We start from the raw sequence: 13,785 nt of genomic DNA, 5'->3' as shown, positions 1-13,785 counted from the left end.
TGACGCTAACTACACATCATCACTTCCCACGCCGCTTCCGGACTCAGATGCGCTAGCGCACAAGGCAAAAGAAATAGACCGTCCCATTAAGGAACGGTCTATCCTTCCACCCGCCTATCACAAAGGCAGTGTGTAGTACTGAGCGCGTTGGCTCTCGTTCTGCTGATACATTACGATTAGTAGCGTGCGCCCTTCCCTAATGGAAGCGGGCTCCGCTACTGCTACAGCCGAGCTTGCTGCTTGGGCAGTCTCTTCTAAACTACTATCTGCTGCTCCCTGTAATGGCGAGTCTGCCGAAGGCAAAGCCTCCAGATTAGCCATATCAGCTTCACCATCCTCAAGGCCCTCATCGGCACGCATGCCGCTGATGGAATCCAACACCGCTTCCAGCGAGAATGGCAACACTTCCAGCACAGTATACTTTTGCAGTTCTCTTTCGTTAAGTCCTGCTTCAGCCAATTGGGCAGAAATTTGACCCGGATTAGCCGCGATATCCTTCAAATAGCTCGACCAATCCGATTTATCCAGCACGAAATCCCACCAGATTTTGCGCGGCTTGTACTTGTGTCCAAGGAAATAATCGAGCTTCATCAAGCCAGTTATAACATCCATAGATGGCGTCCCGCGATCTATCAGGAAGGACTGCAAGCGGGTGAAGAGATCTTCCAGCTGATGGCCAATCTTTTGCCAGCCTCTCTCCTCCCAGTAGTCACCGAACTCCTGAAAGAAATCGAATGGCGAATCAAATACATGACGGATCAAGTACTTGGCCGTATGGTCCATCCGGTGGCTGTTCCAGTATTTCTCCAGCACATCCTCAAGCCGCTTCAAACGGATAATGTCTGAGAAAGGCATCATATGACTGCTAAGGATTTCATAAGGTGCGTGTTCCATATACGTGTACTCATATTTAGACGCCTGCGCCCGCAGCCCCGTTCCCCGCAGCATTTTGAGGAATCCAAGCTGTAGCTCTTCCGGCTCCATAACGAATACATCATTAAACGTTTTACGGAAGGTGCTGTAATCCTCCATAGGTAGTCCGGCAATCAAATCCAGATGCTGATCGATATTGCCGCTTGCCTTAATCTTCATTACGGTACGGGACAGCTTTTTGAAATTCTGGCGGCGTTTAACAAGCTCATTCGTCTCATCGTTGGTAGATTGCACCCCAATCTCAAATCTAAAAATACCCGGAGGCGCATTCTTAGATAGGAAATCCAGAACTTCCGGCCGCATGATATCTGCGGTAATTTCGAACTGAAATACGCAGCCTTGATGATTATCGATCAGGAATTGAAACATTTCCATCGCATAGTTGCGGTTGATATTAAAAGTACGGTCCAGAAATTTAATAATTTTGGCGCCATTCTGTATTAAATAAAGCAGATCAGATTTCACTCGTTCAATATCATAATAACGTACGCCTACTTCAATACTGGATAAACAGAACTGGCAGTTAAATGGGCATCCGCGGCTCGTCTCAAAATAAACAATACGTTTACTCAAATCTGGAATATCCTCAGGAAAACGATGCGGCGTAGGCAGCGTATTCAGATCGCTTTTGGGACGTGGTGGATTGACAATGATCTCTTCTCCCTTGCGATAAGCGGCTCCATACACAAAGTGAAACTTCCGATCATCCCTTAGCTCCTGCAGCAGATGGTGGAACGTCTCTTCCCCATCTCCGTTAACTATAAAATCAATGCCAGCTTCTCTTTTCATCCAATGAAGCGGCTCATACGAAACTTCAGGTCCCCCGAGAACAATCGTAACTTCAGGCATCACTTGCTTAAGAATACCAATCAGCTTCAGCGTCTCTTCGATGTTCCAGATATAACAGGAGAAGCCAATCACATCTGGCCGTTTCTGAAACAAGTCGGACACGATATTCATCACGGGATCTTTGATGGTGTACTCTGCCAAATGAATATCCTTAAATTCATGCTCACTGTACGCTTTTAGCAAGCGGATTGCGAGTGAGGTATGAATATATTTGGCGTTTAACGTGGTCAGGACGATTTTCATGCTACACGACCTTTTCTACATTTCATTTTGAAAAAACTCTAAGAATGCCTTACCGTACTTCCGGTATTTCACTTCCCCAACACCCTTTACCCTCAGCATTTCCGCTTCGGTCTGCGGGCAAACCACACTCATCTCACGCAGCGTGGCATCATTAAAAATAATGTACGATGGCACATGCTCGCGTCCTGCCAATTCACGCCGGATAAGACGCAGCTGCTCAAAGACAGTCTCATTGACGGCTGATGGCGACAGGTCATGTCCCCGACTACGAACTCTCGTACCGGATGTTGTGCCTGCCCGCGAAGGCCGCGCCACACGCTGCATCACCTCACGCTGTCCGCGCAGGACCTCGGCAGCTAGAGGCTGGAGCCGTACTACAGGGTACTGGCCTTCCGACAAGGCAAGATACCCTTCTGAGATAAGCACATTGATACTCTCTGAGATTTCCTTCTCCGTCCGGCTCGACATCGCCCCATGTGTGGGCAGCTTATCGAAGCCGTACTGCATCACCTTTTGATTGCGAGAGCCTTTCAGCACAGATGCTACCAACGCTACACCATAACGCTCCCGCATGCGGTGAATGCAGGAGAAGATCTTTTGCGCATCGACGGTCATATCCACTAGCTCTCGTTCATCCGTACATGAGCTGCAGATACCACATGGCTTGTCCCCATGTTCTTCCCCGAAATAATCCAGCTGGGCACTGCGCAAGCAGCGAGTAGTATAGCAATAATCAATCATTTGCTGAAGCTTGCGATATTCGTTAGCTTTACGGTCAGTATCCTGTGGATTCTGCTCGATCAGGAACTTTTGCGTCATAATATCCTGCGCACTAAACAGCAAAATACATTCACTCGGCTCCCCGTCACGTCCAGCACGACCCGCTTCCTGAACATAAGCTTCCATATTTTTGGGCATATTGTAGTGAATTACGTATCGGACATTGGATTTATCAATCCCCATCCCAAAGGCATTCGTAGCCACCATAACCCGGATATCGTCATAGAGGAACCCTTCCTGGCTATCTGCCCGCTCCTGATCATTCATACCCGCATGATAGCGACCTGCTGCTATACCAGAGGCCTGCAGCCTCTGATACAGATCATCCACTTCTTTGCGGGTTGCCGCATATACAATCCCCGGCTGGTGGGAATGCGTAGCCGCATAATCCATAACGAACTCCCGCTTGTTCTCTCCCCGCAGCACGGACATTGCCAGATTATCTCTTCCTAGCCCCGTCATGAAAATACCCGGCTCACGCAAGCGCAGCAGCCGGACCATATCCTCCATAACCTCCGGCGTCGCCGTGGCGGTAAATGCTGCCAGGATCGGACGTTCAGGCAGCTCATCTACAAATGGAGATACCGACAGATAACTTGTCCGAAAATCATGTCCCCACTGGGATACACAGTGCGCTTCATCAACAGCCACGCAGGAAATAGACAGCTCAGCCATTTCCAGACGGAACCAGTCCAGCTCAAGTCTTTCGGGCGCAACATAGAGCAGCTTCAAATCGCCCCGCCGGGCAGCCCGAATCCGCTCATTCACTTCTTTTCCGCTTAACGTGCTATTAATAAAGGCTGCCGGAATACCCGCAGTAGTTAACGCATCCACCTGGTCTTTCATCAACGAGATCAGTGGTGATATCACCAAAGTCAGCCCTGGCAGGAGCAGTGCAGGAACCTGATAACAGATCGATTTCCCGCCACCCGTAGGGAGGATTCCCAGTGTGTCGCGTCCTTCCAGCAAGTTCTGAACAATCTTTTTCTGGCCATCCCGAAAGTCTGGATAACCGTAATATTTTTGCAGCTCAGCCTGCGCCTGTTCAATAGTAGGTGCTTGCATCTTCATATCTCTCATAACTCCTTAGGCGTTTCTATCTTTAGTTTAGCGGTCAATGGTGTAATGAGCAACACTCTAGAAGTCCTTCTTTCGTTTCTCCTTTTGGAAAAATTACATAAAAGGAGCGCTTTTGAGCCAAGCTTTAAAAATCATCATTCTTTAGGAAAGGGGAATAGCCGTGCAAAACTGGAAGCAAAACTATAGTTCTTTTAAGCAAAAAAAAACGCACGAAGATCCCACCATTCCTGATCAGCGTTCGGAAAAGCCACTAGATCCCGACCTAAAAAATAATATTAAAGCCATTAGCCAAATTTTTGGAGAAGATGCAGATCTCGTTGTGCGTAATTTTCGGGTATACGGTTTATATGATGCGGTAATTATCTTTTTTTCATCTTTGGTGGACCAAAATCAAATTCATGAGCATGTGCTTAAACCGTTAATGAGCCCTCCCGCTGATCTCTCGACAATTCCTGAAGAGCGCAAGGATCTGCCTGATTTCATCTGGAATACGACCATACAAATAGCGGCTGGGAACCGAACGAAGGACTTAAATTCTCTGCCACTCGCTCTATTAGAAGGGAGCGTTGTACTCCTTATAGATGGTATGGATCAAGCACTTCACTTCAATTTGCGTAAAATCGAACATCGCAGCATTGAACAGCCACAGACCGAGCAGGTAATTCGTGGCTCACGCGAAGGTTTTATAGAAAACTTGGAGGCAAACCTTTCCTTACTCCGTTATCGGCTGCAAACGCCAGATTTCCGGGTTATTACTGCTCCGCTTGGTGTGCGGACACGCTCACAGGTTGCTGTGTGCTATATAGAAGGGATAGTAGATCCTGAATTGGTTGAAAAAGTGATGAAGAGATTATCCATGATAAACACAGATAGCATCCTTGATGCAGGGTACATCGAGCAATTCATTGAGGATAACCCATTATCTCCTTTTCCTCAGGTTCAACCAACAGAACGTCCGGATAAATCAGCGGCAGCCTTATTGGAAGGAAGAGTCATCATTCTGGTAGATGGCTCCCCATTCTCGCTCATCGTCCCTGCATTGTTCAATCAATTTTTTCAGACCATAGACGACTATTCGGAACGTTTTATTGTAGGCAGCCTAATCCGGGGGATTCGACTAATTGCCCTGTTGTTCTCTCTTTTTTTCCCTGCTCTATATGTATCCGTCATCTCCTTCAACCCGGAGCTTATGCCTACCGAATTTGCCGTAGCGATTTCAGGGGGTAGAGCAGGCGTTCCTTTTCCAGCGGTCTTGGAAGTTCTGATTATGGAGGTCTTCATGGAGGTGCTCCGCGAAGCAACTATTCGTCTACCACAAATGATTGGGGGCGCCCTTTCTATTGTAGGTGTTCTTGTTATTGGTCAGGCTGCTGTTTCAGCAGGCCTAGCAAGTCCGACAACCGTTGTTATTGTCGCTATAACCACTATCGGTTCTTTTGCCACCCCTGCCTATAATGCCGCTATCTCATCCAGAATGCTAAGATTTCCACTGATTATTCTAGCCGGTTGTTTTGGTCTTTACGGAGTCATGTTAGGTACCATCGTTATCGTGAATCACTTATTATTCTTGGAATCCTTTGGCGTTCCTTACATGACACCATATGTGCCCACGAAATGGAGAGATCTGAAGGACAGTCTGATTCGTGTCCCCTTATGGTGGATGAGAAGACGTCCGAGCTTCTTGAACACTCAAGACCTTACTCGTCTCGCTCATGAGTTACCAACGACGTATTCAGATCAGATTTTTAAGGAGAAGGGTGAACTCGATGAACAACAACCGCCCCATAACAACGATCCAAGTCGTCGCAGTAGTCGTTAGTACGATTATTGGAATAGGTATCTTGAGTATTCCCCGTTATATGGCTGAAGCCGGAGACAGCGGGGCGCCGCTGGTTTCGGCTTCAGGCATCCCTGTTGCATTTCTAGGCTGCTGGTTTACAGCCGCTGTATGTCGGAAATTCCCCAATGAAACTCTGTTTGTATTCAGCCGCCGGTTAGTCGGGAGAAGCATCGCGGATATTTTCAATGTACTTATCTCTTTGTTTTTTGCTTTCTCTGCCGGGATTACCATGCGTCAATTCGGAGAGGTATGTGTTGCGGTCGTGTTTAAAAAAACACCTATCGAAGCGGTCATTCTATTAATGCTTATTTTGGCTGCTTTATCTATCCGCAGAAACATTGTGAAATTCACCTATGTACATATTTTTTATTTGCCTTTCATCTTGTTAACCGTTCTCAGCATTATATTAGTAGCCATGAAAAATGTAGATGCTTTAAACTTACTTCCACTCACTGGAAATTACATCACCTTTTCAAGCTTTTCCAAAGGGACTGTCACTTCAGCTGCCCTTTATCAGGGCACATTTGTCATCACACTGCTGGTTCCTTTAATGAAAAAACCTCAGCAAGTGCTTAAAGCAGGAGCTGCTGCCCTTTTTATTATTGGCTTCATCTATGTAATGATTGTTGCGGCCACTTTAGGAATGTTCGGAGCGCAAGAAACCAAATTACTCGCTTATCCAACCTTAGAAACCGCCCGCTCCATTTCTATTGGTGCAGGACTACTAGAACGATTCGATGCGCTGTTTATTACTGTTTGGGTAATATCTATATTTACTACCATTTTTACGAACTACTACTTAGCAGCATATTCACTTCAGCAAGTATTTCGGTACAAAGATCACCGCCTTGTATCAAGCTTCTCACTTCCACTTATCTTCGTCTTTTCACTTTTGCCAAGAAATATTTACCAGGTTTATACCTTTTCTTCCGTCACAGCGATTATCGGGTTAATTTTTTTGACTCTCTACCCTCTTCTTTTATGGTTAATAGCTCTGATTCGGCAAAAAGGAGGGCTATCGAATGAATAAAGTAATTAACAAGCGTATTAGTCTTCTCCTCCTTCTCTCTCTGGTATTTGTATTCCTTACGGGCTGCTGGGACCAGCTCGAAATTGAAGATCGTGCATTAGTGCTGGGATTGTCTATAGATTCAGTGCCGGCAAATAGTAAAACCGAAGATGATCAAACGACACATCTAAAAAGCGCAAATATTAATTTGCCCAAAATCCGTGTGACCGCCCAAATTGCAGTTCCAGGGAGAGTTCCGTTAGGTCCTAGCAGCGGGGGAGAAGGTAGCGGGGGGAATCAAAATCCGGTTTGGGTTGTACAAGTTTACGGTTACTCACTAGATGATGCCTTAAACAATTTGCAACAACAGATCTCTGACCCACGTTACCTCATCCATCTTCGGGTGATTATCATCAGCGAGGATTTTGCACGCAAAAACCTGTCGGATTTAAATGATTATTTACGCCGCAACCCTGAAGTCCGTCGCCGTACCTGGTTATTAGTGTCCGAAGGCGAGGCTTCTAAATTTATGAATATTAATCCACCACTTCAGCGAGTTCCAACCCTCTATATCCTATCCACCATGGAAAAAGCCGTGAGATCCGGAAAGTTCCCTGCTAACTATATAGGCGTATTCTGGTCAGCTGAATCTAAATGGGGAGAGAGCGGTTATCTGCCTTATGTGTCTTTACATCAAAAAGACAATATGTTGATAAAAGGTCTTGCTTACTTTAGCGGAGGCGTTATGGTCGGTTCGACTACTCCCATTGAGATTGGCGCATATATGTCCATGAAAGGTCTTGATCCTGGGGGCTATTCCGTCATGTTCAATTCAGAGGACTTTGGCCCACTGACTCTTAAAGTTAACGACCGATTTACAAGGTCTAAAGTTAAAATCAAAGACGGCAAACCCCATATCACTATAAATATTTATTTAGAAGCAGCGCTAGATGAGCACCTAGGTAATAATATTCGTATTGATTCCAGCCAGGATTTAAAAAAACTTGAGGCCAACTTTCAAAAAGGAGTCCTCACCATCTTCGACCATCTGATTAAACAGACGCAACAGGCTCACTCGGATATCTTTGGCATGGGTGAATATGTTCGTGCATATGCTCCTTCCTACTGGAAAGCTAATGTTCGTGACAAACATGACTGGGAGCAACAGTATTCTGATCTCTCTATAGAACTTAATGTGAAGACGAATATTGAAAGAGTCGGTCTTAAAGAAGACTAGATATGGGGATGTGTTCAAATGATCTATCATCAACTAACTTATTTAACTCTCGTGCTCCTGCTCTCCGGACTATTCCTGCTTACTGTGGATACCAAGATCTATGCTGTAAGCGCCATGCCCCGGGAAAAGAAATATGCCCGCAGGTTAGGCTGGGTATATCTCGGTTTATTCCTGCTTCTTGGATTAGCACAGCTGTTCTATCTTTGAGCAGCAGCAAACCAGTACGCCTGCCTCTCCATAGTATTTCTTAACAGCCCATGGTATATTGAGGAGTACAATATTAAAGGACGGAGAATGCATCCATGAACTCAAGAAGAAATCCTAAAGAAACAGCCAAAAGAGGTACTCGTTCTCACAGCAAGCCTACTGGCAAGCTTAATCATAAAACTAAAGCACCCGCAGCACCCAAAACATTTACTGTAAACGAACCTTCTGAACTATTGCCCTTCTTACTCACCCACGTCACGGGTCGCGGACGAAATGCGATTAAATCCATCCTATCGCGTGGACAAGTGTCGGTGAATAATAAGGTAGTTACACAGCATAATTTCCAACTGCATCCGGGTCAAAACGTTACTATTGATCAAGAGAAGCCTGTACAAACAGCAGAGATGATCGGACTTAAAATCGTTCATGAGGATGAAGACCTGATTATTGTTCAAAAGGATGCTGGACTGCTATCTATCGCCACTGCGGAAGAAAATGAATTGACGGCTTACCGCCAGCTCATGGAGCATGTCCGTGTTAGCAATCCACAAAATCGGATTTTTGTCGTACATCGTTTGGACAGAGATACATCAGGTGTAATGATGTTTGCCAAAAGCGAACGGATTCAGCAAGCGCTACAAACTACTTGGAAAGATACCGTGAAGGAACGTTCTTACGTAGCGCTCGTGGAAGGCGCGGTTAAAAGACCTGAAGGCAAGATAAGCTCGTGGCTCAAAGAAACCTCAACCCTTAAAATGTATTCCAGTCCTCATGAAGGCGATGGACTACATGCAATTACACATTATAAACTCATTCAGGCTAACCGCCATTTTTCCTTGCTAGAGGTTAAGCTCGAAACCGGACGAAAAAATCAGATTCGGGTGCACATGGCAGATATCGGCCACCCTATCGCAGGTGACAAGAAATATGGTGCAGAGACCAAAACGGTAGGAAGACTTGGCCTACATGCTCGAGTGCTCTCTTTTATTCATCCAACCACTGGAGAACTGATGACCTTTGAGAGCCCGATTCCGAAGACGTTCCTGAAATATACTGCGCCTGCGCCTACAAACTAAGAAGTGAACGTATACCCACAACCGAGGAGTATTCCCTCTTATGGGAAGCCGTAACTTCTACACAAGATGCCCGGTCCATTTGGTCCTGGGCGTCTTTTTTTAACTTCCTATCACATCATGTTACAATATAAATAAACAAAGAAGGTGCTCTTATTGTTCCACCCTACAGTTTTCGATAATATTAAGATCGCCTTTGAGAACCAGATTTATGACTACGATAATTTAGACGGAATATTGGTGGTTACGGATCGCTCCGACCTTCTGAATATGGCGCTGATGTCCAGAGAGTTCAGTCTCTCCTTCCAATTAACTGCAGGCAGGAAAGTAACCGCCGAAATCCTGCTCACTTCGTCCACGAAAGATCTCAGCGATGAAATCTTGGAGGTTCCTAATACGGATCCCGGCTGTAATCTTTCACTTCGTTTTTATATGGAAGTCGAAGATATTCCTAGCGAATGTCAGGCGATAGACAGTATTCTAAAAGCGATCTGGGGACCTGATTTCCAGCCTGTGCAATCTTTAAGCTTCATATATGGCCAGGAAAGTGAAACTTACAATAACTGCATCGAGCTGCAATTCAAAAGACAACTCACAGAAGAGCAAATGGAGGACATTCCAAACCTGCTAAGCCACCTGCTGCAAAGTGCGGAAGAACTAGAATCCTTCACGGTATAATCCCTACTTTTTAACGTTCGTACTATGGGAAAAGAGGTGTGCATGAAATGAAATTCCTGCCTGCTGCCAAAAGTAAAAGTTGGTTTCTCTGGATGACCGTTTATGCCATTCTTCTATGGCTTCTCTTCCCTCTACACCGATTCGTGATGCTGGCCCAGGAAATGGATGCCACACTCTTACTGCGCTTTGCTCTTTTTTCCGTTGTAGTGGCTGGGATCGTCAACACATTAGGCTGGCTCGGAGCGCGTCTGCTCTGGGTATTTAGCACGGCGGGAATAATCATAGGTGCGGCATTTATGCTGGGCTACACCTACCAAGAGATGTCCGGTTGGGAGGATCTCGCAGGCTTCCTCGCGTTTTCCTTATTTTCATGCGCCGGATTTGCACTGGGTTTATTAGCCGAAGGTATTCGTCTGCTGTATAAGCGAGCATCGAAGTCTTGAATGGAAGAGGTGAACGCTGTTGTCCAATTCTTTTCTAACCAAAAATGCATTGTCGCATTCTTTAAAAGAGCTAATGGAGCATACACCGCTCAATAAAATTACTGTTAAACAACTAGTGGACCATTGCGGACTAAACAGACAAACGTTTTATTATCATTTCCAGGATATATTTGATTTGCTAGGTTGGATTTATAAGACTGAGGCTGTCGAAAGCCTCGCCCAGTATCGCAGCTACAGCACTTGGACAGACGGGTTTTATAGAATCTTCTGCTACATTGAGCGGAATAAATCCTTTTGCTGTAACACGCTAAATTCATTAGGCAGAAATCATCTGGATGCATATCTGTACGAGGTGACAAACGATCTCATCATGGGGGTTATAAACGAGCTGTCCTCCGGGATGGAGGTTTGCGAAGAAGACAAGCACTTTATAGCCAATTTTTATACGCTAGCCTTCACAGGCCTAATCATTCAGTGGATGAGAGAAGGCATGAAGGAACAGCCGCACCATATGATTGAGAAGCTAAGTGATCTAATTGAAGGAAATTTTCTGAAAGCTTTACACAAATATGAGAACCATCCGTTGTAACCTTTGGTTGCAGCGGTTTTTTTTGTCTAAAAACTAGACAGATCACCCATAATGACAAAAATCCAGACACTCTAAAGAGTTTGATTATACCTTCAAAATAGGAGTTGGTTTACATTAAGAGTGTGATTATTTAAACAACTACTTGGAGGCGACCATTGTGAAAAAAGAGTACGGTAATAGACAGGTTTATTTTGTCGGTGGCGGAATTGCATCCTTAGCGGGCGCTGCTTACCTGGTCAGAGACTGTGATTTTCCGGGACAAAACATTCACATTATTGAAGAGATGAAGATTCTTGGTGGTAGCAATGACGGCGCAGGTGACGCTGAACATGGTTACGTTGTCCGCGGCGGCCGTATGCTCAACGATGAAGCTTATGAGAATCTCTGGGAGCTATTAACAACGATTCCTTCTGTCGACCGTCCGGGGTTGTCTGTGCGGGATGAAATTATTGCTTTTGATACCGCAAACCCAACACACTCAAACGCCAGACTTGTAAACAAAGACGGCAAAGTAGAAGATGTATTGTCCATGGGTTTTGATATGGCTGATCGTCTCGCTATGGGCAAGCTGATTATTACACAAGAAGATAAAATGGGTAAAGCGCGTATCAACGACTGGTTCGCCCCTCACTTTTTCACAACAAACTTCTGGTATATGTGGGCTACTACTTTTGCATTCCAACCTTGGCACAGCGCTGTAGAGTTTAAAAGATATATGCTTCGTTTCTTCCATGAATTCCCAAGAATTCAAACACTGGAAGGTGTAACTCGCACTCCTTATAACCAATATGATTCCATCATTCTGCCTTTGCACAAATATCTTGAACCATTCGGTGTCGATTTCACACTGAAATGTACAGTTACTGATCTGCAGTTCAAAAAAGGTGACGGAATTACCGTAACCCAAATGAATGTAGTGCGCGAAGGTGTCAAAGATGTGATTGATGTAAAAGAAGATGATCTCGTAATTATCACAAACGGTTCTATGACCGAAGGCTCCAGCCTTGGCTCTATGACTTCTGCTCCACGCCTTAACGGCAAGGGAAGCTCGTGGAAATTATGGGAAAACATCGCTTCCAAGAAACCAAGTCTTGGCAATCCTTCTTCGTTCGATGATCATGTAGACGGTTCGAAATGGGAGTCCTTTACTGTAACTTTCCATGACTCCAAATTCTTCGATCTGATGGAAAAATTCACACGTAACCGTGCCGGCACAGGCGCTTTGGTCACATTTAAGGATTCGAGCTGGTTTATGTCCGTTGTACTGGCCTTCCAACCGCATTTCCGCAATCAGCCTGAGCATGTTAAAGTGTTCTGGGGTTACGGACTGTATCCAGACAAAGTTGGAGATTTCGTGAAAAAGAGAATGTGTGATTGTACCGGCGAAGAAATTATGCAAGAATTGATCGGTCATCTTCACTTTGAAGAACATAAGGACGAGATCATGGCTACCGCCAATTGTATTCCTTGCATGATGCCTTATATCACTTCTCAGTTCATGCCTAGACTCAATAGTGACCGACCAAAAGTTGTCCCTGAGGGTTCCACGAACCTGGCCTTTATTGGACAATTCTGTGAAATTCCAGATGACGTTGTATTCACTGAAGAATACTCCGTGAGAGCAGCGAGAATTGCGGTATATACTCTACTTGGTATCGAACGGCCTATCGAGCCAATCAACCAATATCAATACGATGTACGCACACTATTCTCAAGCTTTGTTACATCTTTCAGATAAAACCACAATTCAGCGACAAGCGCTTCCGGATATCGGGAGCGTTTGTTTTTGGGAGTGGTGAGTAACAAAAGAACAGTTTTATCAAAACAAAAAAGAGCTGAGGGCTCCCTCAGCTCTTTTGTTTTACTCGAATCCAAACTTTAAATATTGCAAGATCCATCTGCGCAGCCATCATCGGTAGATACTTCAGAATTCCCCTTACCAACCACTTGTAATGTTGGTCCTGCTTGTTCCTCCGCCCACACAGTATCCAGTACCTCTGTAAATACAGGACCTGGTTGTGCACCAGATAAAGCATATTTATTGTTGAATACAAAGAAAGGTACACCGGTAATATTAAGACGGCTTCCTTCTTCAATATCGCCATTAACCTCATTCGCAAAAGCATCCGTTTCCAGCATTGCCGCAGCTTCCACTTGATCTAAACCAACTTCAGCAGCGAGTGAAGCCAGTACACTGCGATCTCCAAGATTTAATGAATCCGTAAAGTAGGCGCGCAGCAGACGTTCGGACATTTCTGCACCTTTTCCCTTTGTGCTTGCAAAATGACTCAGTCTGTGACTGTCGAAAGTGTTGGTATGCTTTACTGTATCAAAATTAAATTCCAAACCCACATCTTTAGCTTGCTCCGCTAGTTGTGCGTTCATTGCTTTTGCTTTTTCGACGGTCATCCCGTATTTGGCAGCCAGCAGCTCATGAATACTCTTGTCTGTACTTACCTCTGCATGTGGATCCAGTTGAAAGCTACGGAATACTACCTCTACTTGATCACGGTTCGGGAATTGGCTTAGCGCATTCTCCAAACGTCTTTTGCCAATATAACAAAAAGGACATGCATAATCGGACCAGATATCTATTCTCACGAAAAAACCTCCTAATATTATTGATAATTTGTAGCTGTCATATAAGAGTAATAACTAAATATACGTCGCTTACTATTATATAGTTAAAAACTCAAAATTACAAACTTAACTTTTATTAAAATAACATTTATAGACGTGAATGTTAAAGCAAAAAGTAAACGAAAGTGGTATATACGCTCCCCTTCAGGGCAGATAGAATAAAGTTAACACCAGAAATTCCGAA

At 44.9% G+C, this 13,785-nt stretch carries 12 protein-coding genes; 9 read left to right on the top strand and 3 right to left on the bottom strand.

Annotated features, from left to right (window positions below; genetic code table 11):
- Positions 1-117: 117 nt before the first annotated feature.
- Both NYE72_RS06305 and recQ read right to left on the bottom strand, forming a co-directional pair.
- The gene (locus tag NYE72_RS06305) at positions 118-2,025 is read right to left on the bottom strand and encodes a B12-binding domain-containing radical SAM protein (protein ID WP_339211555.1); all 1,908 of its coding nucleotides are present in this window, start codon (positions 2,023-2,025) and stop codon (positions 118-120) included.
- A gap of 15 nt (positions 2,026-2,040) precedes the next feature.
- Entirely contained in the window at positions 2,041-3,876 is a 1,836-nt protein-coding gene (recQ, locus tag NYE72_RS06300; protein WP_036681455.1) for a DNA helicase RecQ, read from the bottom strand.
- A gap of 169 nt (positions 3,877-4,045) precedes the next feature.
- Here recQ and NYE72_RS06295 point away from each other — a divergent pair, with 169 nt between their 5' ends.
- From NYE72_RS06295 to NYE72_RS06255, 9 genes are all read left to right on the top strand, one after another.
- Positions 4,046-5,704, top strand: a complete 1,659-nt coding sequence (locus tag NYE72_RS06295) for a spore germination protein (protein WP_076099009.1) — start codon at positions 4,046-4,048, stop codon at positions 5,702-5,704.
- A complete protein-coding gene (locus NYE72_RS06290) occupies positions 5,652-6,755 on the top strand; it encodes an endospore germination permease (RefSeq protein ID WP_036681452.1) in 1,104 nt (367 codons plus the stop codon). Before NYE72_RS06295 ends, NYE72_RS06290 begins: the two co-directional genes overlap by 53 nt.
- Entirely contained in the window at positions 6,748-7,971 is a 1,224-nt protein-coding gene (locus NYE72_RS06285; RefSeq protein ID WP_038569201.1) for a Ger(x)C family spore germination protein, read from the top strand. Before NYE72_RS06290 ends, NYE72_RS06285 begins: the two co-directional genes overlap by 8 nt.
- An 18-nt stretch (positions 7,972-7,989) precedes the next feature.
- The gene (locus NYE72_RS06280) at positions 7,990-8,178 is read left to right on the top strand and encodes a CLC_0170 family protein (protein ID WP_038569199.1); all 189 of its coding nucleotides are present in this window, start codon (positions 7,990-7,992) and stop codon (positions 8,176-8,178) included.
- A 95-nt stretch (positions 8,179-8,273) separates the two neighbouring features.
- A complete protein-coding gene (locus tag NYE72_RS06275; RefSeq protein ID WP_076099010.1) occupies positions 8,274-9,254 on the top strand; it encodes an RluA family pseudouridine synthase in 981 nt (326 codons plus the stop codon).
- A 153-nt stretch (positions 9,255-9,407) separates the two neighbouring features.
- Positions 9,408-9,929, top strand: coding sequence for a hypothetical protein (locus NYE72_RS06270; RefSeq protein ID WP_036681441.1), 522 nt, complete (start codon positions 9,408-9,410; stop codon positions 9,927-9,929).
- 47 nt (positions 9,930-9,976) lie between these two features.
- Positions 9,977-10,372, top strand: coding sequence for a hypothetical protein (locus NYE72_RS06265; protein ID WP_076099011.1), 396 nt, complete (start codon positions 9,977-9,979; stop codon positions 10,370-10,372).
- 19 nt (positions 10,373-10,391) lie between these two features.
- Positions 10,392-10,961 (top strand): TetR/AcrR family transcriptional regulator, encoded by a 570-nt coding sequence (locus NYE72_RS06260; protein WP_036681438.1) that lies wholly within the window; start codon positions 10,392-10,394, stop codon positions 10,959-10,961.
- A gap of 157 nt (positions 10,962-11,118) precedes the next feature.
- Positions 11,119-12,699, top strand: a complete 1,581-nt coding sequence (locus NYE72_RS06255; RefSeq protein WP_339211553.1) for an oleate hydratase — start codon at positions 11,119-11,121, stop codon at positions 12,697-12,699.
- Positions 12,700-12,839: 140 nt separating this feature from the next.
- Here the strand turns inward: NYE72_RS06255 and NYE72_RS06250 are convergent, their stop codons facing one another.
- Positions 12,840-13,562 (bottom strand): DsbA family oxidoreductase, encoded by a 723-nt coding sequence (locus tag NYE72_RS06250; RefSeq protein WP_076099013.1) that lies wholly within the window; start codon positions 13,560-13,562, stop codon positions 12,840-12,842.
- Positions 13,563-13,785 lie beyond the last annotated feature (223 nt).

The organism is Paenibacillus sp. FSL L8-0333 (assembly GCF_037965665.1).
GTDB lineage: Bacteria > Bacillota > Bacilli > Paenibacillales > Paenibacillaceae > Paenibacillus_AQ > Paenibacillus_AQ odorifer.
The sequence above is the reverse complement of the archived record's forward strand: the minus strand, read 5'-3'. Positions and strand labels throughout refer to the sequence as shown.